At 39.7% G+C, this 24,336-nt stretch carries 26 protein-coding genes; 19 read left to right on the top strand and 7 right to left on the bottom strand.

Annotation, left to right across the window (positions count from 1 at the left end):
* The first annotated feature begins 151 nt into the window (after positions 1-151).
* From C0W29_RS13715 to C0W29_RS13730, 4 genes are all read left to right on the top strand, one after another.
* Positions 152-1,747, top strand: a complete 1,596-nt coding sequence (locus tag C0W29_RS13715; RefSeq protein ID WP_036794968.1) for an ABC-F family ATPase — start codon at positions 152-154, stop codon at positions 1,745-1,747.
* A 97-nt stretch (positions 1,748-1,844) separates the two neighbouring features.
* Positions 1,845-2,300, top strand: a complete 456-nt coding sequence (locus C0W29_RS13720) for a YaiI/YqxD family protein (RefSeq protein WP_036794967.1) — start codon at positions 1,845-1,847, stop codon at positions 2,298-2,300.
* Positions 2,301-2,992: 692 nt separating this feature from the next.
* Positions 2,993-4,840: an ATP-dependent nuclease gene (locus tag C0W29_RS13725; protein ID WP_045044588.1), complete on the top strand. Its 1,848-nt coding sequence runs from the start codon at positions 2,993-2,995 to the stop codon at positions 4,838-4,840.
* 1 nt (position 4,841) lies between these two features.
* A complete protein-coding gene (locus C0W29_RS13730; protein ID WP_045044451.1) occupies positions 4,842-6,698 on the top strand; it encodes a UvrD-helicase domain-containing protein in 1,857 nt (618 codons plus the stop codon).
* Between the two features lie 157 nt (positions 6,699-6,855).
* Here C0W29_RS13730 and C0W29_RS13735 read toward each other — a convergent pair whose 3' ends face one another.
* The 5 genes from C0W29_RS13735 to C0W29_RS13755 all read right to left on the bottom strand — a co-directional run bounded on the left by C0W29_RS13735 (position 6,856) and on the right by C0W29_RS13755 (position 9,503).
* Positions 6,856-7,872, bottom strand: a complete 1,017-nt coding sequence (locus C0W29_RS13735) for a tyrosine-type recombinase/integrase (protein WP_045044452.1) — start codon at positions 7,870-7,872, stop codon at positions 6,856-6,858.
* A complete protein-coding gene (locus C0W29_RS13740; RefSeq protein ID WP_045044203.1) occupies positions 7,869-8,078 on the bottom strand; it encodes a DUF4224 domain-containing protein in 210 nt (69 codons plus the stop codon). Before C0W29_RS13740 ends, C0W29_RS13735 begins: the two co-directional genes overlap by 4 nt.
* Before the next feature lie 2 nt (positions 8,079-8,080).
* Positions 8,081-8,461: a hypothetical protein gene (locus tag C0W29_RS13745; protein ID WP_045044453.1), complete on the bottom strand. Its 381-nt coding sequence runs from the start codon at positions 8,459-8,461 to the stop codon at positions 8,081-8,083.
* Positions 8,462-8,474: 13 nt separating this feature from the next.
* The gene (locus C0W29_RS13750; protein WP_045043903.1) at positions 8,475-8,675 is read right to left on the bottom strand and encodes a hypothetical protein; all 201 of its coding nucleotides are present in this window, start codon (positions 8,673-8,675) and stop codon (positions 8,475-8,477) included.
* Between the two features lie 165 nt (positions 8,676-8,840).
* Positions 8,841-9,503, bottom strand: a complete 663-nt coding sequence (locus C0W29_RS13755; protein WP_107174154.1) for a LexA family protein — start codon at positions 9,501-9,503, stop codon at positions 8,841-8,843.
* A 107-nt stretch (positions 9,504-9,610) separates the two neighbouring features.
* On the opposite strand from C0W29_RS13755, the gene C0W29_RS13760 reads away from it, so the two are divergent.
* From C0W29_RS13760 to C0W29_RS13785, 6 genes are all read left to right on the top strand, one after another.
* Positions 9,611-9,838: a helix-turn-helix domain-containing protein gene (locus C0W29_RS13760; protein WP_045044455.1), complete on the top strand. Its 228-nt coding sequence runs from the start codon at positions 9,611-9,613 to the stop codon at positions 9,836-9,838.
* Between the two features lie 52 nt (positions 9,839-9,890).
* Positions 9,891-10,460, top strand: coding sequence for a toxin YdaT family protein (locus tag C0W29_RS13765; RefSeq protein WP_045044456.1), 570 nt, complete (start codon positions 9,891-9,893; stop codon positions 10,458-10,460).
* Positions 10,461-10,507: 47 nt separating this feature from the next.
* Entirely contained in the window at positions 10,508-11,377 is an 870-nt protein-coding gene (locus C0W29_RS13770; RefSeq protein ID WP_052671557.1) for a hypothetical protein, read from the top strand.
* Entirely contained in the window at positions 11,374-12,099 is a 726-nt protein-coding gene (locus C0W29_RS13775) for an ATP-binding protein (protein WP_045044457.1), read from the top strand. Before C0W29_RS13770 ends, C0W29_RS13775 begins: the two co-directional genes overlap by 4 nt.
* The gene (locus C0W29_RS13780) at positions 12,096-12,683 is read left to right on the top strand and encodes a hypothetical protein (RefSeq protein WP_045044458.1); all 588 of its coding nucleotides are present in this window, start codon (positions 12,096-12,098) and stop codon (positions 12,681-12,683) included. The genes C0W29_RS13775 and C0W29_RS13780 overlap by 4 nt, the downstream gene beginning before the upstream one ends.
* Positions 12,684-12,834: 151 nt before the next feature.
* Positions 12,835-13,920 (top strand): type I restriction endonuclease, encoded by a 1,086-nt coding sequence (locus tag C0W29_RS13785; RefSeq protein WP_045044459.1) that lies wholly within the window; start codon positions 12,835-12,837, stop codon positions 13,918-13,920.
* Between the two features lie 82 nt (positions 13,921-14,002).
* Here the strand turns inward: C0W29_RS13785 and C0W29_RS13790 are convergent, their stop codons facing one another.
* Positions 14,003-14,896 carry an HNH endonuclease gene (locus C0W29_RS13790; RefSeq protein WP_107174148.1) on the bottom strand — a complete coding sequence of 298 codons (894 nt, stop codon included), beginning with the start codon at positions 14,894-14,896 and terminating at the stop codon, positions 14,003-14,005.
* Positions 14,896-16,530: an AAA family ATPase gene (locus tag C0W29_RS13795; RefSeq protein ID WP_045044461.1), complete on the bottom strand. Its 1,635-nt coding sequence runs from the start codon at positions 16,528-16,530 to the stop codon at positions 14,896-14,898. Before C0W29_RS13795 ends, C0W29_RS13790 begins: the two co-directional genes overlap by 1 nt.
* A gap of 229 nt (positions 16,531-16,759) precedes the next feature.
* Between C0W29_RS13795 and C0W29_RS13800 the strand changes: the two genes are divergently transcribed.
* From C0W29_RS13800 to C0W29_RS13840, 9 genes are read left to right on the top strand one after another with little or no spacing between them, the layout of a single operon-like run.
* Positions 16,760-16,975: an HP1 family phage holin gene (locus C0W29_RS13800; protein WP_036794948.1), complete on the top strand. Its 216-nt coding sequence runs from the start codon at positions 16,760-16,762 to the stop codon at positions 16,973-16,975.
* Positions 16,953-17,489 carry a lysozyme gene (locus C0W29_RS13805; protein ID WP_045044462.1) on the top strand — a complete coding sequence of 179 codons (537 nt, stop codon included), beginning with the start codon at positions 16,953-16,955 and terminating at the stop codon, positions 17,487-17,489. Before C0W29_RS13800 ends, C0W29_RS13805 begins: the two co-directional genes overlap by 23 nt.
* The gene (locus tag C0W29_RS13810; protein WP_045044463.1) at positions 17,476-17,865 is read left to right on the top strand and encodes a hypothetical protein; all 390 of its coding nucleotides are present in this window, start codon (positions 17,476-17,478) and stop codon (positions 17,863-17,865) included. The genes C0W29_RS13805 and C0W29_RS13810 overlap by 14 nt, the downstream gene beginning before the upstream one ends.
* Positions 17,846-18,070 carry an Rz1-like lysis system protein LysC gene (gene lysC, locus C0W29_RS13815; protein WP_235869023.1) on the top strand — a complete coding sequence of 75 codons (225 nt, stop codon included), beginning with the start codon at positions 17,846-17,848 and terminating at the stop codon, positions 18,068-18,070. Before C0W29_RS13810 ends, lysC begins: the two co-directional genes overlap by 20 nt.
* A 17-nt stretch (positions 18,071-18,087) precedes the next feature.
* Positions 18,088-18,558 (top strand): hypothetical protein, encoded by a 471-nt coding sequence (locus C0W29_RS13820; protein WP_036794941.1) that lies wholly within the window; start codon positions 18,088-18,090, stop codon positions 18,556-18,558.
* Complete coding sequence (locus C0W29_RS13825) at positions 18,539-20,632, top strand: terminase gpA endonuclease subunit (RefSeq protein ID WP_045044465.1); 2,094 nt, start codon at positions 18,539-18,541, stop codon at positions 20,630-20,632. The genes C0W29_RS13820 and C0W29_RS13825 overlap by 20 nt, the downstream gene beginning before the upstream one ends.
* Complete coding sequence (locus tag C0W29_RS13830) at positions 20,629-20,838, top strand: hypothetical protein (protein ID WP_045044466.1); 210 nt, start codon at positions 20,629-20,631, stop codon at positions 20,836-20,838. Before C0W29_RS13825 ends, C0W29_RS13830 begins: the two co-directional genes overlap by 4 nt.
* Positions 20,831-22,318, top strand: coding sequence for a phage portal protein (locus C0W29_RS13835; protein ID WP_045044467.1), 1,488 nt, complete (start codon positions 20,831-20,833; stop codon positions 22,316-22,318). Before C0W29_RS13830 ends, C0W29_RS13835 begins: the two co-directional genes overlap by 8 nt.
* Entirely contained in the window at positions 22,302-24,299 is a 1,998-nt protein-coding gene (locus C0W29_RS13840) for a ClpP-like prohead protease/major capsid protein fusion protein (protein ID WP_045044468.1), read from the top strand. Before C0W29_RS13835 ends, C0W29_RS13840 begins: the two co-directional genes overlap by 17 nt.
* The last annotated feature ends 37 nt before the right edge of the window (positions 24,300-24,336 follow it).

The raw sequence follows: 24,336 nt of genomic DNA on the forward strand, positions 1-24,336 counted from the left end.
GACTGACTCGTTGCAGTATTATTTAGCTGATAATTTTGAGGTGATGTGTGTCACGAAAGCTGCTATACTATACAACAATTTAGAGAAAAGTCGCTTGTAAGAAGCGGCTTTTTTAATGCTCGATATATTCACAAATTTTGGAAACAGTACATTGATTTCAACAGCTAATATCACAATGCAATTTGGCGATAAGCCATTATTTGAAAACATCTCAGTTAAATTTGGTGGTGGCAACCGTTACGGCCTGATCGGCGCAAATGGTTGTGGTAAGTCGACATTCATGAAAATCTTGGGTGGCGAACTAGAGCAATCTGGTGGCACTGTTTCTCTTGATCCTAACGAGCGTATGGCTAAGTTAGGTCAGGATCAATTTGCATTTGAAAACTACAGTGTTGTTGACACTGTAATCATGGGCCATAAAGAACTATGGACTGTGAAAGAAGAGCGTGACCGCATTTACGCAATGCCTGATATGTCAGAAGACGACGGTATGCGTGTTGCTGATCTTGAAGTTGAATTCGCAGAAATGGACGGCTACTCAGCAGAAGCACGTGCTGGTGAACTTCTTCTAGGTCTTGGTATTTCAGAAGATCAACACTTTGGTCTAATGAGTGCTGTTGCTCCAGGTCTTAAAGTGCGTGTGTTACTTGCTCAAGTATTGTTTGCTAACCCAGACATTATGCTTCTTGACGAACCAACGAACAACTTGGACATCCATACAATTGCATGGCTTGAACAGCTTCTTCTTGCGCGTAACTGCACAATGATCATTATCTCGCATGACCGTCACTTCCTAAACAGCGTATGTACTCACATGGCTGACTTAGATTACGGTGAAATGCGTCTGTTCCCAGGTAACTATGACGAATACATGATCGCAGCAGAGCAATCTCGTGATCAGCTACAAGCAGATAATGCGAAGAAAAAAGCGCAAATGGCTGAACTACAAACGTTCGTAAGCCGTTTCTCTGCTAACGCATCTAAAGCAAAGCAAGCAACATCTCGTCAAAAGCAATTAGATAAGATTCAGCTTTCTGAAGTTAAGGCATCTAGCCGTCAATCGCCATTCATTCGTTTCGATCAGGAAAAAGAACTGTTCCGTAACGCACTTGAAGTTGAGAACCTAAAGCAAGGTTACGGCGATAATATTCTTATCAATGGTGTTAACCTATTGGTAGAAGTGGGTGAGCGCATTGCGATCATCGGTGAAAACGGTATCGGTAAATCAACTTTCCTTAATACGCTTGCTGGTCAAATGGAACCAATGGCAGGTATGATTAAGTGGTCTGAAAACAATAATATCGGTTTCTACGCACAGGATCACAGTGAAGACTTCGCTGAAGACATTACGCTATTAGAGTGGATGGGTCAGTGGAAGAAAGAAGGCGACGACGAGCAAGTTGTTCGTGGTATTCTTGGTCGTATGCTGTTCTCACAAAACGACATTAAGAAATCAGTTAAAGTGATTTCTGGTGGTGAGCAAGGTCGTATGTTGTTTGGTAAGCTAATTATGCAACGTCCAAACATTCTATTGATGGATGAACCAACCAACCACATGGATATGGAATCTATCGAAGCCTTGAACCTTGCACTAGAGAACTTCAAAGGTACATTGATGTTCGTATCACACGACCGTCAGTTTGTAACATCAGTTGCAACACGTATCATTGAGATCACTAAAGATGGCGTTGAAGACTTCCACGGTACGTACGATGAGTACATTGCTAAGAAAGGTCTTGTTGGTTAAGTTTCATTATAATGAAGCGGCCTAAGCCAAAGAATTAAATAAAAGCCGCCTTTATATAGGGCGGTTTTTTTATATAAAATGAATAAAGGAATGATCAATGAAAATTTGGGTTGATGCAGACGCATGTCCAAACGTAGTGAAAGAGATTCTTTTTCGCGCAGCCGATCGCGCTAAAATACACGTAACGCTGGTGGCTAATCAATATATTCGTACACCGCCATCACCCTTTTTACGCTCGATTCAGGTAGAACAAGGCTTTGATGTCGCAGATAATTATATTGTGCAGCAAGCCGAAGTAGGGGATTTAGTGATCACTGCTGATATTCCCTTAGCTGATGAGCTCATCACCAAAGGCGCACATGCATTAAACCCTCGAGGCGAGCTTTATACGAAAGACACCATCAAACAACGCCTACAAATGCGTGACTTTATGGAAACCATGCGGAGTAGTGGAATTCAGACAGGTGGACCGTCTGCATTAACACAAGCTGACCGCCAAAATTTCGCTAATAAACTTGATGCTTTCTTAGCTAAAAATCATAAGATACAATAAGTTATAACTTTGGAGGTAAGCGCTGTTTTACCTCCTTTTCTCCCTTCTGCTGTATTCACATTTCCTCTGCTTTCTACGTAAAATTCCAATTGATAATATTATTGCTAATATGAATTGTTAATCTAATTGATTACTTTGTATTCTTCATGAAAATAGAATTCCATAATTATTTAAAATAAGTGAATTTAATGGAGTGGGGTTTGGTGATTTATTCTGACTGTAATAGCCGAAATTGTTTATTTAAATCGGTAGGATTTAATTCTGGTTAATATTAGGCGTTATGGTTTTTAGATATATTTCGTAACACATTCAAGAAATCATTAATTCTATTTAATTGTTATTATCGGCACTGTAAAATTTCAGATAGCGATTAATTTTTTATTTGAAATATGAGCGTGTGGTGCGGAGTGATTTTGTGTGAAATATGAATCTAACGAGTTTTGTCCACTTTTAAGTTAGTCACTATGGTTAACTTAAAACTGCCCCATTATGAGCCAGCACCAGTCGAACTCGTTCTCGGATATCATGTCGCTTGTCTTAGTTTTACTAATACCTGCAATTTTCCAATGATTAACCATTCCCAGTGATCATGTGACCTACTTCAAGTATTAAATAATCCTCCTCGGGGTATACTCACAAGACTACCTATGAGCTCTCTAGGTTTGTCCTTTTAATTAAATTAGATGAAAAATATGTATCTTTCAGAATTAAAAGCAAAAAAATTTCGACAATTCAATGATTTTTCTATGTCCTTTAGCAAGGGACTCAACTTACTTGTAGGCGAAAACAACGCTGGTAAAAGCTCGGTTATCGATGCTATTAGATTTACGCTTGATACGACTTCTGCTGAATGGGTGAGCTTGAAAGATACTGATTTTCATCATGGTACAAGTGAACTAAGTATTACCCTTAAATTTGAAGACTTATCTTCACAGGAGCTGGGAATATTTCTCGAACATTTAACGAATGAAGAGACAGTCTCTGGGCCTGACCGCGCAATTTTGGTTGTTAACCTTAAGGCAAAATTAGCACTAAATCCTTTTAAGAAAACTCAATTTATTAAGACTGAATTTCGTTCAGGGTACAATGGTCAAGGGCCTACGATTGATAGAGAGATTCGAGATTACCTCGCCACGACGTATTTGAAACCTCTTCGAGATTCAGAAGCTGAACTTTCAGCTGGAAGATCGTCAAGACTTTCCCAGATTCTTGGCAGCAGCTCTAGTTTAGCCGGAGACTCTACAACAACTGAGCGCATCATTAAGTTGTTGACCGATGCTAGTAAAGCTATTCAGTCAGATAGTGCTATTCAGTCTACCCAGGCAAAAATCACTGAGTTAATAAACTCACTAACGTTCAGGAACGATGTATTTTCTCCTGTTTTAAATCTTTTGGGGAGTCAAGATTATGGAGATATGAATGACTCAGAAAGAGCTTTAGCACTCAAAGCTATCCTTGAAAAGTTATCCCTTGAACTTGATGCTACTGGCGTTAAGCATGGCCTTGGATACAGTAGTTTGCTATTTATGGCAGCCGAGCTAATGCTTATCAAGCAAGAGGAGAACCACTACTCCTTGTTATTAGTTGAGGAGCCAGAAGCCCACCTTCACCCCCAACTACAACTGAAATTCATTAACTATCTTCGAGCCGAAAATAGTAATCTGCAATGTATTTTATCTACTCATAGTCCTGTGCTTGCATCCAAGGCTCCATTGGAGAACTTGATTTTGATGCAAAAAGGACAAGCTTTCCCATTGAGGAAGGGATGCACAGCTCTCAATAAAGAGGACTACATTTTCCTTGAGAAGTTTTTAGATTCCACTAAAGCGAACATGTTTTTTGCAACTGGTGTGCTTTTGGTAGAAGGTATTGCTGAAGTTGTACTAATTCCTCAAATCGCGAAACTGCTAGGTAGGCCTTTAGAAGATTACGGAGTATCGCTAGTTAATGTCAGCGGTTTATCCAGAAAGCGCTACGCAAAAGTTTATCGGTCTGGTCCTTTAGAGGATACAAAGCCACTGCCGATTAAAGTTGCATGCTTAACAGATCTAGATTTGTGGCCTAGTGAAGCAGAAGATACCGGAGAAGAGGGATGTATTGGATTCAAAGAAAAGAAACGACCTAGTGGTAGAAAAAAAGGAAACCTGCACCACTGGCTTAATGAGTTGACTGATCCTCAGATTGAGGAGAGAAAATCGAAGAAATCCGAGTTTGACGGAGAAAATGTAAAAACTTTCATTTCTGATGAATGGACTTTTGAATTCTGCCTTGCCAAGTATGGACTTAGCGAGGAATTATATGAAGTAGTCAAAGGTAATCTCGATGGTTATAGCGCATTAAGCTCAAATAATCAGGAAAGAGCAGTACAGATATATAGCCTTATAGAGGATGGAAAAAGTGAGGTGAGCTATTCATTGGCTAACCTGTTGTCTCGTTATGAAGGACGACCTGACGACCTAAAAGCAAAATTACCGCCATATATTATAAATGCTATTGAGTATGTGACGGAGCCATTTTCCAGTGAAGAGGAGCCCGCGTAATATGATTGATATTAGCAGTGAAGATATCAATGCGGTTGAAGGCACTCTTGGTTTAACATTTGACGAAACAAGAAGGCGAATAATCACCACATATGATGATGTTCAAGCATGCCCGGGTAGCGGTAAAACTACTATAGTGGCAGCTAAGTTAATGATACTTGCCAAAAAGTGGGAACCAAGCAATCAAGGGATTTGTGTATTAACTCATACAAATGTTGCCAAAGAAGAAATTATTGAGCGTCTAAGTACAAACTCTGATGGTCAAAAGTTACTCTCATTTCCACACTTCATCGGGACAATACAAGAATTCGTAAATAAATTCTTAGCAATACCTTATCTAAGATCAGGTGGATATCCGATTAGTCATATCGATGATGAGATATGTAATAGTAAAGGTTGGAGTTTACTGAATGTTGGAACAAAGCATTACCTAGAACAACGGCGCATATCATCCTTAGATAAACTGCAATACAGGTTCGTTGAAGAACAATTAGTTTTGGACGTTCCTGGCTTTAATTCGGTATCAACCTCAAGTAGTTACCGAAATTTGGAGTCAGTGAAAGCGACACTATTAAATCTGGGCTGCTTTTTTTTTCATGAAATGTATGCATTTGCAGAACATTATTTGCTAAGTAATCCATCTATATATGCTGCTATAAGATCTCGCTTTCCATATGTTTTTATTGATGAAATGCAAGATACGCAAAAATTCCAAGATGAACTTCTCAACAAGATCTTCAATGTTGAAGGCGTATCATTTCAGAGGTTTGGTGACCCTGATCAAGCGATCTACAGTGGTGAGCAAGAGGAAAACGAGTCCTACAACCGAATTGAACTAAGTCGAGTTGAAAACAGCCATCGATTTACTAATTCTATAGCAGCTTTGGCCAAAAACCTCAGTTACAACCGCATTAACCTACAAGCTGCCTCTGATGTTTCAGAACATACGTTTCACACCATATTTTTAGTTGATGATAACTCACGTAATGCTGTCTTCAGAAAATTTGCTGAACTATGTGCACAAGCTATCCCTGAAGGCTGTCAGCGAAAAATAAAAACAGTAGGTGCCGTTGGGACTAGAAAAGATGATGGACTAACAATTTGTAACTATCTTGATTCTTTCGATAAATCAAGCTCTGTTAAGGCTTTCAAACCAAGTAAACTTATTCACTACTTGTGCGAAGGACGCCGACAAAAGGATTATCACGTAGCGTATAGTCTAGTTTTAGATGGTATTTCTAGGCTCGGTCGAAAGGCTGGTGCGGAGTTAGTCCATCAAGGCGGCAATGTAGCTTATTCTGCAAGTGCTGTTCGTAGACATTTAAAGCAGTCCAACCAAACTCTTGATTTTAACCTTATTGTCAGAGGGCTAATTGTTGATGATTTGAGTGCTCAAAACTGGGAAAGTGCGATTCAACGCTTATGTAGTATTTTTGCTTTAATAATTCCGGACGGTCTTGAAGAATTCATTTCCTTTGATTCTGACAATTTAGAAGTAGACAATGCCGAACATGGTAATCGCCTAAATACGGTTTATTCTGATATCTCGGGACGATTGATTGAAAATGAAGTTACAACGATTCACGGAGTCAAAGGTGAAACGCATGCAGCAACCCTAGTTTTGGAGACCAAATTTCATCAAAAAGATATTGCTTCATTAGTTCAGCACATCCTCAGTGTGGATCAAAGTAAACCTACAGGAGTTCGTAAAATTAAGTTTATGAAACAGTTGTATGTCGCTTTTACACGGCCAGAACATTTACTTTGCATAGCAATGGATAAGTCTGACTTTCCGTCTTCGCTGATTGGAGTAAGAGAACATGCTGGGTGGAAGATACACGATCTTACTTTGGAGTAGGAATCGGCACAGTCGAAGTCTAGCTTGCCCTAACTCTGTTAATCTGAAGAAATGACTTCGAGCATGAGACCTAACTCACATCTGTCCACAAATGAGCTAGAGTTAACGCTATAACCTCAACGCAAAAAGCCCTCACTTCAAGTAGGAGGGCTTTTTGCTATTGATCACTCTTAAGTTGATTAATACTTTTTAGATTGAGTGGTGGCACCATGTCCACTTTACGATCATAGGTATTAACTTGAGCAAATTCTTTATGGCCAGAGAACCGTTGTTTGTCTGCCATGGTTCCTTCGTAATCTGAAATACCTTTAGCTTTTAAATCATGAAACGTGAAATCCGTATTGATGCCATATTCTAAAGCGGCTTGCTTTTTTGCTGCTTGCCAATAATCTTGTAGTGAACGATCGTGAACCTTTTGGCCATTAGGGCGACGAAGTACAAAGTTAGTTTGTTTTTCAGCTAACGTTTCAGATAGTGCAATTGCCTCACGTAGGCGTGGTGACCACATCTTGATTTGTTTCTTGCCAGTTTTAGACTGAGTAATGAAAATACCATCTTCTAATAAATGCGAGTACTCAAGCTTTAATATGTCACCTTTACGAGCAGCACATAAATAGGCCAACTCCATTGCAACTTTTGTGATGGTATTCGCGCATTGGTAAACAGCAAGATACTCTTCATCTGTAATATAGCGATCACGTTGATTGGCTGAAAACTTTCTAACTCCACGACATGGATTTTTATTTATTTTGCCACGTTCGTATGACCACTGCATAACTTTAGATAGTAATGAAAAGTCATTATTTGCAGTTGATATCGAATGTTCACCACGTTTATCCATAAATGCCCGAATATGTTTAGGTAATAAAGCATTAGGATTCATGTTACCAAACACTTTTATTAAGGTTGATACTCGTGCCAAATTAGAACGCTGCGTTGATGGTGCAAGTGCTTTAAATTGCAATGAATCAAAATATTCATGAAATAATTCAGTGATATTTCTTTTGTGTATATTTAGAAGCTTTTCATATTCAAGCCAAACTAATGATAACGGTGCATCTACGGAACATATTGCAATAGATCCACCTGCTTTGGGATGCCAGCGATATTTTCTACCATGAGCATAAACGCGAGATGGCAGTTTACGTTTGCTTTTGTTACTGCATTCTTTCATGTTAACGCCTCTAGGTTAAATCCATCGTTATTATTATTGCGGTGTGAAGCAGGGTGGTTAATGTGATACCAAGTTGTTCTTATACGACCATCTTTCCCTTCAACATAAAAGATGCCGTGGCTTCTTAAACAAGAAGCTTGATCTGCAGCGCGGCTATAACCTGTTAGTTCTACTAATTCAGGGGAGGTAATAATTAGATTCTGCATGATTAAATCCTTTTATTTGATGGTTGAGAAAGACGAACTCGATTCATGGTGTGCCAGCAACGGGCATCACCTTTAAATAAGCCTCCTGCCTTTAATTTTGCACATCCTTCCGGTAATGACTCACCACAATGTTGGCAAGTACCTAGTGATTGTTTGATTTGTTCCATTTCACCATGAATACGATGGATCATTAGTTGTAATGCTTCGGCGCTATCACAAGCTGTATTGGGATAAGAGAAAAATTTACAGATCTCATTTAGCCGTTCGATCTCCATATTATTTAATGGGAGAGGAAAACTGGTCACGCCATTGGTTTTGCGGTTATCTCTCAAACGTTGGGCGCGTTTACGTGCTTGTTCACGTTTTTTATCATTAGTAGTCATAAGCCGATATACGTTATAGAAAGTGAATAGCTTCATGAGCAAATTGCTCGACAAGTTCTTGAGTGATGTCGGTTTCAAGTGAATAAGATTTTGAGACACCCCAACCAGTTGTTGGATTTGGAATAATCAACAGTTCCCAACATTCTTGCCAATCACTATTACGTGATTTAATGAGTTTTACTGCCCCTTGAGCAGTATTGAAATGAGAACACATTGATCATTCATCCTTTTATTATGAAGCTATGATAAGTATTTAATTCACGTTTTGTGTAAAACAAAGATACACAAAACGTGTTTGTGATGTCAACACAAATCGTGAACTTAAAATTTAAGTATAAAAAAACCGCCAGGAAGGCGGTTCATGTTTACGTGTTACTGATTAAAACAATTTTAGTTTGGCATCAATAACAACCCCGATAATTTTGCAATTACCGTTAATGGGTAAAGTAGGATATTGAGGGTTTAATGGTTTTAAGAATCGTTGGCCAGCATCAATAACCAGTTTTTTAAACGTGGCTTCATTTACGTCTGTCAATTTTGCAACAACAAGTGAGCCGTTTCTCGCTTCTCGTTCGGCATCAACAAGAACCAGTGTTTCTTCTGGAAAACTAATACCACTAGATGATGTCATTGAATCACCATGAACACGAAGCCAGAAGCAATTAGCGCTTGTTCGTTCAGTCGTGCCGTACCATTCGCTTATTTCATCTTTCAAGTAAGGCTCACACGCTTCTGTCCATGCGCCTGCTTGAATCGAACTTAAAACAGGGAAAGATTTTTGATAGTTCGGTTGGATATCGATAGTGGTGACATTGGCAAAGTTGGTTAGCTCATCATCATCAAACAAAATCTGATATGGCTTAATGCCTAAATGTTTAGCCAGCATATCAGCATCATCTAAATTAATACTTCTCAATCCAGACTCATAGTTACTGATGCGCGAAGGTCCCCAGCCGCAAAGTTCAGCTAGGTCTTTTTGGCTAATGCCTTGTTTGGTGCGGAGCTGCTTTAAACGCAGTCCTACTTCAGTCTTTTTATTCATATTCATAAATTATCACGAAGCGTGAAATTAAATAACACACTATTTGTGAATTTCGAGTTGATAATAATTCACGATATGTGTATCTTGACCGTAACCAAGGAGCTTTAATGAATCAAATCGCACAGAAACGGAAGCTATTAAATATTTCTCAAGCTGAACTCGCTGGGAAATTAGATAGTGGTCCATCTCGAATCTCTAATTTTGAAGCATCAATAAGAAAACCCAACCTACAAACATGTTGGATGATTGTTAATGCTCTCAATGAGTTAGGTGCAAACTGCACGTTTGAAGAAGTATTTCCCAACCCTAAACAAAATAGTAACGAAACAATCTGATTATAGATGATTGTCCATCTTCTGGTTATTTATACAGTTAAGGAAAACCCGCATGTCAATTCAGAGCCTAAAAAGCGTTATGCGTAACGCTGTAGAGGGATGGCGTACTGAAGTCAGTAAAGAGTTCATTGCTCAAAAAGTTGCCCGTCAATATCACAATATGGATTTACCATTTGAAGTTGATGCACAACGAAAGCAATTGCTCAAACCGGTAGGGGCTGATGATAAGAACAATCAACAAAACTTTTTCCGTTATTTAGAACGAACCAGTCTTGAAGCCAAAGCCACCATGATGGATTTGTTACCGGCTATTTTGGTCGCCTTACCTAAACAACGAGCTTCTGATGCGCTCAATGCGTTTTTAAATCCTCTCGGGTTTTCTGTAGCAGTAATAGGAATGGGGAGTGAAACACCTAAACGTGATCAGCTATTGGCCATGTTTAACAAAGAATCATCCGAAGCACTGTCATCGTTATTGTTGCTACCTGATAACGCCACCGTAGAACAGCTTCGTGCTGCTTACCGTGAAGTACAAGAAAGTGAAGGCTCTCATAAACCTTTATTGGGGTATTTAGAAACCTTAATGACGGCTAAAAAGCATAAGGTTGGCAGCCATGAATAATTGTCATCAAGTTATCGACATTACATCAATACAGATACGGGGGCGGTATGTCAGGGTTATTTAACGCAATACGAGAGCTATCAGGTAATGAAGCCAATATCAGTATTCCGCGGGTTTACATTCGCTTTTGTAAAGGTGATTTAAACCAAGCTGCAGTGCTGTCTCAGTTAGTGTTTTGGTCAGGCCGTACAACTAGAACAGATGGTTGGTTCTATAAGCGTCATGAGCAATTGGCGGATGAATTAGGCTTCTCTGTCGATCAAGTTCGCTATGCATTGAAGAAGCTAAAAACACGCTTAAATGATTGCCTAGAGACAGCGCGTAAGAAGGCTAATGGTGTACCGACAGTGCACTACAAATTCAACGAAGCAAAGCTAATGGAAGTCATCTTTTTTAGTCAATATTCCGATTCGGTAAATTTACCGAATGGAAACGGGAATATTACCGAATCTATTCGGGGATCTCACCGAAACCTAGGAAACGGGAAAATTACCGAATCCATTAACAGATCCAATACAGATCCGATAAAACAGATCAATAACCCTGTAGTCCCTCGTGAGGATGCTTATCAAATTACTGAGCAACCACAACCAGCACCACAGGAACGTAACACCAAACCTGTTCGTGTTCAGCGTAAATTAAAAACTGAGCTGGCAGATGATTTCAGCATCACTGAGCCAATGCAGCAGTGGTACTCAGCACAAGGATTCACACTGGATGCACAAGCCGCAACCTGTCAGTGGGCGGATGCGATGAAAGCTCGTGATTGCAAATATTTAGATTGGGTAGCGGCTTGGCGTAACGGCATGCGCAATGCCAATAGGTGGGCAACAGAGCGTACAAACAAGCAAATTTCAGTTACACAACGAATGGGTGCCAGTGATGGTAAATATGGTCCACCGGAGGATTACTTATGAATATCATGCAACGTTTAGCGCAAACTATGCCTGCGCATGTAAAGCCATACACTTATGAACAAATGCAAGCCATTCATCAGCGTGAAACGAGTGAGTTAGGTAGAAACGTCTATGAGCAAAACCAACAAACACGAGTGTCAAAAGCATTAGGACGTTCAGGTATTAAAAAGCGTCACCAACACTGTAGCTTTGATAATTTCATGATTCAGAATGCAGGGCAGCAACATGCGTTCAATGAGTCAAAAACGTTTGTCGATAATTTACTGAATGATCGTGCATGTGGTGGTTTTATCTTCGCGGGTACATCAGGTACAGGTAAAAACCACTTAGCGTGTGCGATTGCCAATCAAGCACTTCAGCAACGCCGATCAGTAGTGGTGATCACCGTTGCCGAATTGATGCTTAAATTTCGTGATACCTACCGTCAAGACTCAGCAACCAGTGAAACAGCACTGATCCGTTTTCTGAGTAATGTCGATTTGCTGGTGATAGATGAATTGGGCGTTCAGCACAACAGCAATAACGAACGAGTAATGATAAACCGCATCATTGATGAACGTTATACCCTAGAAAAACCAACAGGGGTGATTACCAACCTTCAGAGTGATGAACTTATAACAACCTTAGGCCGTGCAGCTGTCGACCGCATTATGGAAGGCGGTAAGTGGGTAACGTTTAATTGGTCAAGTTTTAGAATTAACAAAGGAACACAACCAGCATGAGAATTGAAATCCTGTTGAGTAAATTTGCGATTAAAGGAATCAACTACGATCCTCAGTCTGGTGGTGGTAAAGCGTTATTGTCTGCAGAAGAACAATTGGCGGTAGTCGGGTTATGTTGGCATGAATCGCCAGTAGGGTGGTTGGTACTGTTTGTTGAAGGGCTAAGAGATGTTCATGCACTTAAACAACTGCAAATAGCGACCAGAGGTGAAACATTACGCTTAATGGAAGATTGGCGCGGTGTTTATCCGGAAAAGGCATTAACAGCGTTATGTGCCACGGCAATTGCTGAAGCGACTCAACAGAACGGTCAAGTATGTCCAGAGTGTAATGGTAGTGCCATTGTAGTTGATAAAAATCGTAATCGTTGTAAGTGCCAATGCTGTAAAGCAGGTCGTATTGTATGGACGCAAGAAACGCGTTTTGCCTATTTTGCGCAAGTTCTGCCAGTAACCTATAGCCGATTTAAGCGTTATAACGTGGTGTTGAATTTGTTGGTGTTGTGGTTAGTAGAAAATAAGGCTGTGGCAGTTATGGCGATGGAAAATAAGGTCAAAAAGGAAAGTAGTGCACTTGTAGCTTGAATATTTAGTGATTTTTAGTATTTAAAATTATACATAGATCAAATTATAGTAAGTTACTTTATTCGTGGTTCCTATTTACTGCTTTTATGTGAATCCAATATGATACAGTAATGTATGCAATTAATTTAATTATTTGGTTATTGGTGTACATATGGACTTTATCGATCGTTTACAGAGCCTATCAAAAAAAATCGCACAGATAGGTTTTACATTAGAGACAGAAGAAGCAACAAAAAATGCTCTTATCATGCCGTTTTTACATACAGTATTAGGTTACGACGTTTTTGATCCTACAGAGGTTGTCCCTGAATATAATGCTGATATAGGCACTAAAAAAGGAGAAAAAGTTGACTATGCTCTTCTTAAAGATGGTGAAGTTCAAATTTTAATTGAATGTAAAAAATTTGGTGAACAATTATCGACTAAACATGCAAGCCAACTTTTCCGATATTTTTCAGTTACTAATGCTCGTATTGCCATACTTACTAATGGTGATATTTATGAATTTTATACAGATTTAGATGCGCCAAACAAAATGGATGAAAAACCATTTTTGATTTTGAATATGTCTGATTTAGATGAGCATATTGTTCCTGAAGTGAAAAAGTTGACTAAGTCTTCATTTGATGTGGATTCAGTTGTTGATGCTGCTGGAGAGCTTAAATATCTAAATCAGATTAAAGGTGTACTGAAAGAACAGTTTAATGCTCCAGAAGAGGAGTTTGTTAAGTTCTTTACATCTAGAGTATATGAAGGTGTACAAACGGCCAAAGTTAAGGCTCAATTCTTAGATATTACAACAAAAGCTTTAAAGCAATTTTTAAATGATAGTATTAATAATCGTTTGAAGTCAGCAATTGGAACTAATGACGAGATTTCTATAAAAGCACAGTCAATGCCTGAGTCTGTAACCGAAATTGAGTTAGAAATAGTAGAAGAAAAATCAAAAGTTGAGACAACTCAAGATGAGTTAGATGGTTTTAATATTATTAAAGCAATTTTGCGTTCAAAATTTGAAGTCTCACGTATTACTCATCGAGATACGCAAAGTTACTTTGGTGTGTTATTAGATGATAATAATAGAAAACCATTATGTAGATTACATTTTAATGCCAAACAAAAATATCTTGGTGTTGTTGGAGAAGATAAGAAAGAAGTTCGATATCCAATTGAAGTATTAGATGACATATTTAACCATAGTGATTTATTGTTAGAAGCTGCATCTAAATTTGAATAGTAAAGTATATTAAGGAGAGGGCATTAGTCTACTTCTATGTGTTTTTATAAATGAAGGTAAATTTAATTACCTTCATTTTTTATTAGTCGTCAGATAAAATTTCTAATTCAGTATCAGTATGATCTTGTATTTCTGTGTTTATTTCAAAAGAATCAAAGTAATTAACAATGAAATCATTATTAATCATCGCTAAATATAGAGCAACATCCCACCTATTATTATTACCACCAGTATAATTTTCCTTAATACGTTGATTTAAAGAATCTGGGACATAGTATTTTTTTTGTTCAGAAACTCTTATCCAATATAGATATTTTTCTGTTATATATTCACGAATATGATTTTTTATGTTTAAATATTTGATGTGAAGTGATAATCTTTTTTTATCATTTATATTCATACCTCTTGGTAAAGTAAAATTAATAACGAAATTAGGTTGTTTTATACTTTCAGGAGAGGGAAAGTTAATTTCTATTTGAATACCAATGAATTGTAATAAGTTGAAAAATTTAGGATGAATGAATTTAACACTATTATCTATATCTGAATAATAGTGAGACCATTTTTTTGTTGAACATTTATCACATTGTGATACTAAATTATTAGGGAAAATACAAAATTCAGGCCATAGATCTTTTGGCAAGAAATGGTCGAGGATACTTGGCTTACAAGGTCTACCACAAAAAGGACATTGTTCGAAAAGATGTTCATTTCTTTGTTCTAGAAGATTTCTATTTAGATTTGTTGGTGCATGTTCATAAAAATTTTTAAGTAGTTTTCTTTCTTGTAGAAAGGTGCTGTTAATAGGTTTTGTAGTATATTCAGTTATAATGTTTTCATAATTATTATAAGCTAAAATCAAACGATCTTTTATATTTGTGAGATCTTGAACGTTATCTTTATTAGAAGATAAAGCCAGATCTAACCAACCACTATCGTTATTATCATTTATCTTCATTGGTGTAAGATCTAACATTATAACTCCTTAAATGTTATTTCTTCTTCATTAATATCATTATTTTTTAAATTTAGAAGGTAGGTTAAAGCTTCATCTCCAATTTTGGGGGAAATAATATCTATTGCTTTATTAATATCGTCATATTTATTTACAAAATTCATTAATTCTGTTTGGTAAAGCTTTTCTGTATTATAATCATCAAAAACACTACCTGTTATTTTATCTAGTGACTCACCAAACGTTTCATACTCAGGTTTTATTATTTTATTATTTTTGAATATATTAACATAGTCTCTTTTTATTTCTCGAGTTATTATTGATGAATGAGTTGCTATAATTGCAAACGAATCTGTTTCTTTTAATATAAAGTTGAGCATAGATATTAACCCAACTTCTAATTCTGGATGTAAATATAGTTCTGGTTCATCAATTAATAATAAACTACTATCTTTTATTTCATTGATAATATTTGGTATCATGTATGAATATATTTTTTGACCAGAGCTTAATGGTATTTCTTTTTTATCTTTATCTAGAAAAACTAGGCCGTAATCAGAATCTATATCTTTTCGTGGTTCATCTGAATATGATTTTTTTGCTAGTTCTTTACCATATATATAGTTACCATTAAGGAGTTTTAATGCAATCTGGTCAAACTTCATTGCTTGCAAAAGTGTTTTTTCAATTAATTCAAATTTTAATAAATCAGTCCACCATTTGTTTTCTTTATCGTATAATAAAGAATCTAAAATAGAAAAAACACTTTTCCTATTTATATTGATTAAGTCTAATGAGTTAGACTCTGATTTTAAACCTATATATGAATATTCATTAATGAAAGTTGTTCGGTTTTTTTTTCCATTCTTTTTGTTACCTAGTTTTTTGATAAGCCCTTTTTTTGTATAGAAATCTTCAAATGGCGAAAATGCAACAATTAACAGTTTATTGAAGTATGGCCATTTTTCATCTTGTTGTTCTATTCCCGTAAATAAATTTGATATTTTTTTTAATGCTTGAGTTTTTCCTGTTCCATTTTTACCTATAAGAATATTTATATTTCCATTTAAATAATCATTTTTAACAAAGTGAAATTTTAATTGTGTTTGATCTTTTATTTTAATGGCTATTTCAAATTCATCTTTTGGCTTATATGCACCAATAGCAATTGCATACCCATTTTCAAAGCAAGCCTGAGATGATGAGTCTCTTAGTAAGGAAGAACTGAATCCATCCCATTTTATGAAGTCTTGGCTATCAGTTTTCAAGTAACCAGCATCATTTAATTGTTCTAAATACTCTAATGTTTCTTGGTAACTAAGATACTTATTTAGCTTATTATAATAATCAATATCAACACCAAGAGATATAAATAGCTCTTTTTCAAGCAGATTGTTGAGGGTAAATAATTGGTCATTAATTTTTTCTGCATTTTTTTCTATAAATTTATGACTTGTATTCGACTCTTTAAATAATATTTTAACAACACCAAAATCTGTATACGAATAGTCATTTATCATAAACATTATAAATGTTGTTTCGTAATTGAAGTCATCCCATAAATTAAGATTTGGTTTATTATAGTTATCAGGTAAAAATAGGATGCCATTTTTAATATCATGGCCTTCTTTTTTTTTAGAATAATAGACTTTCATAATGTGCCTTTCTATTGAGTTATGTTTATAAATGCTACATTATGCATATTTATCTATGTGTGCATATTGCTTTATATTAAAGTTTTTTATTACTTGATCTTTATCATTATTTCGTGCAGAATCCTCATACTGAAAAACCTCACCTACTCGGTGGGGTTTTGTCGTTTTAGGATCCTATTAAATCCATAACCGTCCTTTGAGGCGGTTTTTTTATGTCTGAAATTCGCCTATGAGAGAGAAAGTTATTAGCTGGTTTGCTTACCTTTGGGCAGGTTTAACCGGTGTAGCCTCTGGTCTTTCCATGAACGAAATAGGGGTGCTCATCTCTATTTTTGCCACCGTATTTACCGCGTTTATTAACTGGTTTTATCGACATCGAACCCTCAAAGCCCTGCAAAACCATCCAGAGGTGAAGAAAATCTATGAGCAAATTGAAGAAGACTAGTGGCGTTATTGGCTGCTTGGTCGCCAGTGTGCTGGCGGTTGTAGCCGGTACTCAACACGATTTAAAAACAAGCCCTGATGGATTAGCGTTTATCAGTAATTTAGAAGGGTGTTCATCATCCGCTTATCAATGCAGTGCTGACCGTTGGACTGCAGGGTTAGGCCATACAACAGGAGTAAAACAAGGCGATATAGCAACCACCGAAACCATTGCTGATTGGTACATTGAAGATATTAGTGCAGCGGAAAAGGTGGTTGATCGGCAAGTAACATTACCTGCTGGCCCTCAATACGATATGGCAGTGTCATTCGTGTTTAATCTTGGGGCTGGCAACTTTCGCAGTTCTACCTATCTCAAGAAGCTAAAAGCAGGGCAGTTAACTGCCGCCTGTAATGAGTTTCCACGGTGGGTCTATGTGAATGGTAAAGATTGCCGGCTTGATAGCAGTCACTGTGCTGGCATCGTTAAACGCCGTTTAGCAGAGCAAAAGGTTTGCTTGTATGGCTATCAGTAAGTTCAAGCTAATCGGAGTTGTTGGTGTATTAACGGTGTTATCGATGTTGATGTGGAGGTATTCACAGACAGTGCAAAAGCTGGAAGCGGCTCAAGCACTGGTTGTGGAACAACAAACCAAATCAAATCACTTAGTGGACGTTAATCAGTCGATGCAATCTACTATTACCCGTTTAGAGCAAGCATCTCACCAAGAACGATTAGCCGCTGAACATAACGAACGTCAACGTCAGCAATGGCAACAACGGGCGTTAAAAGCACAACGTCAAATCGATAAGGATATTGCTCATGAAAAGTGTGCTGATTTGCCTATCCCTAATGCTAGTCAGTGGTTGTACTACACCAAGCCCGCAAGTGGTGACTCAATACAAAATTGAATACATCAAACCACCTGCCGCGTATTTGATTAGCTGCAAACAACCTTTCTATAAACCGCCGATGACTTGGGGTGAAGCCGCTAAACGTGATCCAGTGTGGTTACATCATTTCTCGCTGTGTGCTGCACAAATTGAAAACTTACGCCGTTGTTATAACGACCCAACACACTGTGCGGCGTTACCCATTGCAGAGGGAGAGCCATAACCACGATTGAGAGTGCCATGAATAATGAAAAACGTTTTTGGAATACCACCGAACTTGAACAGTTTGGTAAGCACCGTTCAACCATTCGTAAGAACTTAAAAGCGGCAGGGGTTTCACCTGTCGCTTATAAGGGCAACACGCCACTTTATGATGTGGTGCAAGTCGCACCGTACCTATGCCAACAACCGCGTAAAGAATCAGATGCGCCCGATTTAATGGGGTTTAAAACGGCAGCTGAATTACGGGCGTATGTGCAAAGCGAACGTGAAAAACTGATTTTGATGCGGGAGTCTGGTGAGAGTGTCACTAAAGAAGATTATGAAAATGAAATTGCTGTCTGTATTGCCAGTGTTAAAGGCTTTAAAGATAAGGTGATCACCCGTATTGAATCTGCCATTCCTACCGCGACACCGCAGCAACTTGAAGATTTAGAAACTCTGCTTAATTTCGATTTAAAGGCGGTCGCTGATGAGCTTGAGACAGTTTGATGCCCGTTTAGGGATTGAGTTTGCCAATGCCAAAGATATTCGGCGCAGTTTTGCTTATTTGTGCGCACCTACCGATAAAACACCGGTGGAAGCGGCCGATGATGAACTGTGGATCTCTGATGGCACCGATGTGACCAAGTTTTTATCGTCACAAGTCCCGTACATGCGAGAGCCGTTAAATTGTTTGGCTCGGCGTATTTATGAAGCGGTGATTGTGGTTGGTCCTGCGCGTTCAGGTAAAACCAAAGCGATGGTGGAAGGCTGGATAAATTACACTGTCACCCAAGCCCCTGGTGACATGCTGCTTATCTACAGTACCAAGACCAAAGCTACTGATATGTCGAAGGTCGATTTAGAACGAAGCTTTTCAGCTACCGCAGGCATTGCCAAGCTGCGAACAGGGCGTAAGGCTGATGACAATATCACCTCGAAGAAATTTAAAAATGGCATGATCTTAAAACTCGATTCTGCCACCGAAACCAGTTTATCTGCATCTACATATCGTTATGCCGGTGCGACCGATTACGATCGTGCTGATGATGCGGTAGGCCAAGAAGGTTCTAAGTTTGAACTGATGCTAATGCGTGTCCAAAACGCGAAATCATCCGGCATGGTGATGGCAGAATCTTCTCCTGGTCGTATTGTACGTAACCCTAAACGGGTTGAAGATTTATCACCGCATGAATCCCAACCCTGTGGTGGTATTGCTGATTTATATAACCAAGGTGATCGCCGCCGTTTCTATTGGTTATGCCAAGACTGTAATAGCTATTTCCGTCCAGATTTTGAAACCCTCAAATGGGAACAACATGCTGAGCCTTTAGAAGCGGCTAAAACTGCGTGGGTGGAATGTCCTCGCTGTTGTCATCGGCATACTGAATCACAAAAACAGACCATGAACCTTGAAGGCCGTTGGTTTCGTGATGGTGAAATTGACCAATATGGTGATGTAGTCACCGATGAATCAGCTATTCGAACCAGTAAATGGGCAACGTTTTGGTTTGAAGGCATTGTGGCAGCCTATGCCAGTTGGGAAAACTTGGTGTATCGCTTTCTTAATGCAGATGCCTTGTTCCAAGATTGTGGTGATGAAGAGTCATTAAAAACCTTTATCAACGTGCGTATGGGACGACCTTATGTAATGCAGTCGCGTGGTCAAGAAGTCGGTGCTCATCAGTTAATGGCGCGAGCTGCAGATCATGAACGCGGTATTGTGCCATTGGGTGGACGCTTCTTAATGATGTCCATCGATGTACAAGGTGGCAAGCAGAACCCACGTTTTGTGGTGCAAGCCCATGTCTATGGTGAAGGGCTGCAACGATGGGTGATTGACCGCTTTGAAATTCTCACCAATCCTTATCGCAATAATGACCGTATTAACCCGATGGTGTATGCCGAAGATTGGGATTTATTGATTGAACAAGTGATCAAGAAAACCTATCCCTTAGCTGATGGTTCAGGGCGAGTGATGAAGCCGGTATTAACCTTGTGTGATTCCGGTGGCTCAGGTGAGAAGAAAAAAGGTAAACAGAAAAGCTCATCTGTTACCGATCATGCTTATCAGTTTTATAACCGCCTCAAAGGGCATGGCTTATCGCATCTATTCCGATTAGTGAAAGGGGCAAGCCGTGACATCGATGATCTCGTTAAAGAAACCTATCCTGATAAACGCAGTAAGTTGGCCAACGGTGAAATCCCGTTGTTAATGCTGCATACCAACCGTTTAAAAAACCGCGTCGCTGCCAGTTTTTCGCGGTTAGAGTTTGGTGCGCGGTTCTTTCATTTACCAGGATGGGCGGATCGGGTTTGGTTTGATGAACTCACGGTTGAATATATTGATGAGCTTGGCCATTGGCAAAAGCCTGATGGTGCACGTAATGAATCCTTTGATTTATGTGCCTATGCCGAAGCCGGTATGCATTACAAAGGCGGTGATGATATCCATTGGGATAACCCGCCAGCATGGGCCGCTGATTGGCAATTTAATAGCAATGTGGTTGATGCCGACCAAACGCCGAAGTTTGAGCGGGTGGCGCGTCGACGATATAACCACTCAAAAGGAATTTTTGGATGACAACCCAACGTGAACGGCTGCAGTGGTATCTCGATGCCGAGAAAAAGATCTTGATGCAACAAGCGGTTGAAACGGCTGAAGGTGAAAAGCTGACCTTTGCGAGTTTGGCAACGGTACGCCGTGAAATAGAACGTCTGCAGCAGGTAATTAGCCGTGAAAATCAGGGAGGACGCCGCAGTATGATCCGGAGAAACTACCTTGAGTAAATTGAATATAGCCGATCGTATCATTTGTTATTTTAATCCTAAGTCGGGGGCTGAACGGCTTTATAACCGTAACCTGATTAATAAATACCAAGCCGCACTGCCTGCTAATCCTCATACCAAAAAACGTAATGCTCGCTCTACTGGCAAAGCCAACCAAATCAATAAAGATGCGAAATCTTTACGTGAACGTGCACGACATATGGATGAAAACACGCCTTATGTCACCGCCATCCTTGATGAATTGTGTGCCAATGTCGTAGGACCTAACGGCATTATGATTGAACCACAGCCGCTAGACATGAACGGTGATGTTCACACTGACTTTGCCCGTAAGATCAGCGAATGGTTTGAACGGTTTTCATTGCAACAGAACATTGATGGTGAGTTATCACGGGCTGAAACCGAATGGTTAGCCTGTCGAACGTGGCTGCGTGATGGTGAAGTGTTTGCTCGTTATTACCTAGGGAGAGATGCAGGAATTGAATACCCCTCATCAACACCGTTTGGGGTGCAGCCGTTTGAGCCTGATTACATACCCCTGAATATTAACGAGCCTGAAAAGGGCATGTATGAAGGTATTCGCCGTAATGGTTTAGGTCAGATGGTGTCATTGCTGATCCAGCGTGATGCGCATGGTTTTTCCTTTGCTGAAGTCGATGCGCGGTTTGTGGCGCATTTGAAATTCACCCGTCGATTTCATCAAAACCGAGGGGTAACGCTGCTGCATTCGGTTCTAGATTTGATTGCCGACATTGAAGATTACGATCAATCAGAGCGTGTCAGTGCGCAGATTGCCAGCCGCTTTGCCTACTTCATTAAACGAGATTCGGGCTCTGGTGAGGCTGATAACTTTGAACGTGGCGGCGATATCTTTCTAGGAATGGGGAACAGTTTTGAACTCGCCCCTGGTGAAGATGCCGGCATTGTTGAAAGTAAACGCCAAGAAGCCATGAGCAGTCCATTTCGTGATGCTCAAATGCGACTAGCGGCATCAGGTGCTGGTGTTAACTGCTCGAGCGTCACCCGTCATTACACTGGCTCTTATTCAGCCCAACGGCAAGAGCTGATTGATTCCTTTGCCCGTTATCGCATTTTACAACGTAAGTTCGTCACCAGTTGGACGCGTCCTCAATATCGAATGGCACTACAGATGGCGATTTTATCGCGGGAATTGGTGGTGCCGAAAGAAGTGGATGTAGTTTCAGTGCTTAATGCCATTTATCAAGCCCCAGTGATGCCGTGGATTGATCCCGCTAAAGAGATGGCCGGTATTGAAAAAGGGACGCGTCTAGGGCTGCAATCACTCAGTCACTTCCAACGTGAACGCAACTATAACCCTGTCGCTGTACGCCGCGAGATAAAAGCCGAACGCCAAGCCATGAATGATGATGCCATTGTGAGTACGGCTGATCCTGCGCATAACGTTCAAACGAAGATCCAACATTCAACCAAAGAGGCACAACATGCCAAAGACAACTAAATCGTGGTTCACGCTCAATAACCAAGGCGAAGGCCAACCGGTGAAGGTGTGGATCCATGGTGACATTGGTAGTTATGACATTGAAGCCATTGATTTAATCAAAGCCCTGCAGTCTGTCGGTACGCAAGATGCTGAGTTCCGTATTCAAAGTTATGGTGGCTCGGTCTATGAAGGGTTGGCGATGTATAACGCCATTAAAGCCCACAAAGGAAAAACCATTGGCATCGTGGATGGGTTAGTGGCATCGATTTCTAGCTATTTCTTAATGGCTTGCGATGAAATTCAAATGCCAGAAAACGCCAAGCTGATGATTCATGATCCTGCTATTGGTGCGTGGGGTGGTGAAAATGAAATAGAAAGTGCGTTAACTCAACTAAAGAACGCCAAGCAGACCATTGCCGAAGCCTATGCCGAACGCTGTGGTAAGTCGTTAGATGATGTGCTGCAAGCGATGGCAAAAGAAACCTGGTTCACCGCCAGCCAAGCATTGGAGTTTGGTTTGATTGATGCGGTGATTGATGCCGTGGACTTATCTAATTGCCTTAAAAAAGTCTCTGCCACTGAGCTGCAAGCCAAAGCCTTTAAACATACCCCTGATGATTTATTGAATCAGCTTGTGCAACCGCCAGCAACACCGACACCTGAACCTCTAATAAACCAACAAAGTGATCCTATGCCTAAACCTATCGATAACGATGCATTACAAAATGCGTTAAAAAACGAGAACCAACGTCAATCGACTATTCGTGCTTTGTGTGCAACCCATAAGGTAAGTGACACCCTGCGTGATGAAATGCTCAATGATTTAAATTGCAGTGCTGAAGATAGCTCGCTCAAGATATTGCAATACTTGGGTTCGATTTCCATCAATGGCCAAGAGCCCAATGCAGAACAACCACCAACAGGGTTAACCAATACCCATATTCATGTGGGCAACGGTAATGCCACCAAAGATGCGCTGCAAAATGCCCTAAATGCCCGTTGTGGTACGGGAGAAATTGAAAAAGATAACCCGTACCGCTTAAAAACCTTACTTGATATGGCTGAAATCGCGGTGGGTAAGGATGCTAAATATTGCGGTAACAAGAATGAATTAGTCGCTCGTGCGTTTAACAGCGGCGATTTTGCAGACATTATCACCGAAAGTGTGCGAACGGTGATGCGAGATGAAGCGCAAGTACGTGCACCATTATGGCGAGAGCTTGCTAATACTGAAAACCTGCCTAACTTTAAAGAGACCGATTTAATTCTCATTAATGACGCACCTGATTTAATGGCCGTATCAGAAGACGGTGAATACAAATCAGCCACCATCAAAGGCAGTGGAGAGAAAATTCAGTTAGCCAGTTTTGGCCGTGAAATTGCCTTTACTCGTCAAGCTATCATCAATGATGAGATTGCCTTGATCTCAAAAATCCCACGTAAGTTCATGCAATCGGCTTATCGTTTGTCGGATAAGTTGATGTTTAACGCCATTCTGAGCGGAAAAATGGGCGATGGTAAGAGTGTGTTCCAAGCGGGTGGTGCCAATAAATGGGGTAACTTAGCCAATGATATTCCAGCTGCTGATTACCAAGCCTTAGTGATGGCGCTGCATAAAGCCTTTGCAACAGCGACCACCTCTGAAGGGGATGCATTAGATTTACGCGGTGAAATCCTGTTAGCCAACCCTGACCATGCTTCATTCTTAGAAGCGGTACTTAATACTGCAAGCAAACCTGATACGTTTAATCCTGCCTATAAGAAGTTTGCCAAGGTGGTTGAAACTGCACGATTAGCAATGATTAACGGTGCGATTGCGTTAACCGGCAAAGATTTTGATTCGGTGGTGATGGGCTTTCTTGATGGCGCACAAGATCCTTGGTTAGAAACGGGGGATGGTTGGAGCAGTGACGGTGTGAAGTTCCGTATTACTTATGATGTGACCTCGAAAGTGCTCGATCGTCGTGGCATCGCTCAGGCAACATTTGCCGCCAAATAATATCTATTCTTATAGGGTGCTTCGGCATCCTTTTTTA

Origin of the sequence: Photobacterium kishitanii (genome assembly GCF_003026355.1) — a bacterium.
Taxonomy (GTDB): Bacteria; Pseudomonadota; Gammaproteobacteria; order Enterobacterales; family Vibrionaceae; genus Photobacterium; species Photobacterium kishitanii.

Bases quoted from the DNA above. Each gene is read 5' to 3' on its own strand.
- C0W29_RS13810 (WP_045044463.1), top strand. From the start codon at position 17,476: ATGGCTATCAGTAAGTTCAAGCTAATCGGAGTTGTTGGTGTATTAACG.
- C0W29_RS13795 (WP_045044461.1), bottom strand. From the start codon at position 16,530: ATGAAAGTCTATTATTCTAAAAAAAAAGAAGGCCATGATATTAAAAAT.
- C0W29_RS13770 (WP_052671557.1), top strand. From the start codon at position 10,508: ATGTCAGGGTTATTTAACGCAATACGAGAGCTATCAGGTAATGAAGCC.
- C0W29_RS13825 (WP_045044465.1), top strand. From the start codon at position 18,539: ATGAGCTTGAGACAGTTTGATGCCCGTTTAGGGATTGAGTTTGCCAAT.
- C0W29_RS13740 (WP_045044203.1), bottom strand. From the start codon at position 8,078: ATGCAGAATCTAATTATTACCTCCCCTGAATTAGTAGAACTAACAGGT.
- C0W29_RS13840 (WP_045044468.1), top strand. From the start codon at position 22,302: ATGCCAAAGACAACTAAATCGTGGTTCACGCTCAATAACCAAGGCGAA.
- C0W29_RS13765 (WP_045044456.1), top strand. From the start codon at position 9,891: ATGTCAATTCAGAGCCTAAAAAGCGTTATGCGTAACGCTGTAGAGGGA.
- C0W29_RS13735 (WP_045044452.1), bottom strand. From the start codon at position 7,872: ATGAAAGAATGCAGTAACAAAAGCAAACGTAAACTGCCATCTCGCGTT.
- C0W29_RS13800 (WP_036794948.1), top strand. From the start codon at position 16,760: ATGAGAGAGAAAGTTATTAGCTGGTTTGCTTACCTTTGGGCAGGTTTA.
- C0W29_RS13830 (WP_045044466.1), top strand. From the start codon at position 20,629: ATGACAACCCAACGTGAACGGCTGCAGTGGTATCTCGATGCCGAGAAA.
- C0W29_RS13725 (WP_045044588.1), top strand. From the start codon at position 2,993: ATGTATCTTTCAGAATTAAAAGCAAAAAAATTTCGACAATTCAATGAT.
- C0W29_RS13760 (WP_045044455.1), top strand. From the start codon at position 9,611: ATGAATCAAATCGCACAGAAACGGAAGCTATTAAATATTTCTCAAGCT.
- C0W29_RS13720 (WP_036794967.1), top strand. From the start codon at position 1,845: ATGAAAATTTGGGTTGATGCAGACGCATGTCCAAACGTAGTGAAAGAG.
- C0W29_RS13820 (WP_036794941.1), top strand. From the start codon at position 18,088: ATGAATAATGAAAAACGTTTTTGGAATACCACCGAACTTGAACAGTTT.
- C0W29_RS13790 (WP_107174148.1), bottom strand. From the start codon at position 14,896: ATGTTAGATCTTACACCAATGAAGATAAATGATAATAACGATAGTGGT.
- C0W29_RS13780 (WP_045044458.1), top strand. From the start codon at position 12,096: ATGAGAATTGAAATCCTGTTGAGTAAATTTGCGATTAAAGGAATCAAC.
- C0W29_RS13730 (WP_045044451.1), top strand. From the start codon at position 4,842: ATGATTGATATTAGCAGTGAAGATATCAATGCGGTTGAAGGCACTCTT.
- C0W29_RS13805 (WP_045044462.1), top strand. From the start codon at position 16,953: ATGAGCAAATTGAAGAAGACTAGTGGCGTTATTGGCTGCTTGGTCGCC.
- C0W29_RS13750 (WP_045043903.1), bottom strand. From the start codon at position 8,675: ATGTGTTCTCATTTCAATACTGCTCAAGGGGCAGTAAAACTCATTAAA.
- C0W29_RS13755 (WP_107174154.1), bottom strand. From the start codon at position 9,503: ATGAATAAAAAGACTGAAGTAGGACTGCGTTTAAAGCAGCTCCGCACC.
- C0W29_RS13745 (WP_045044453.1), bottom strand. From the start codon at position 8,461: ATGACTACTAATGATAAAAAACGTGAACAAGCACGTAAACGCGCCCAA.
- C0W29_RS13785 (WP_045044459.1), top strand. From the start codon at position 12,835: ATGGACTTTATCGATCGTTTACAGAGCCTATCAAAAAAAATCGCACAG.
- C0W29_RS13775 (WP_045044457.1), top strand. From the start codon at position 11,374: ATGAATATCATGCAACGTTTAGCGCAAACTATGCCTGCGCATGTAAAG.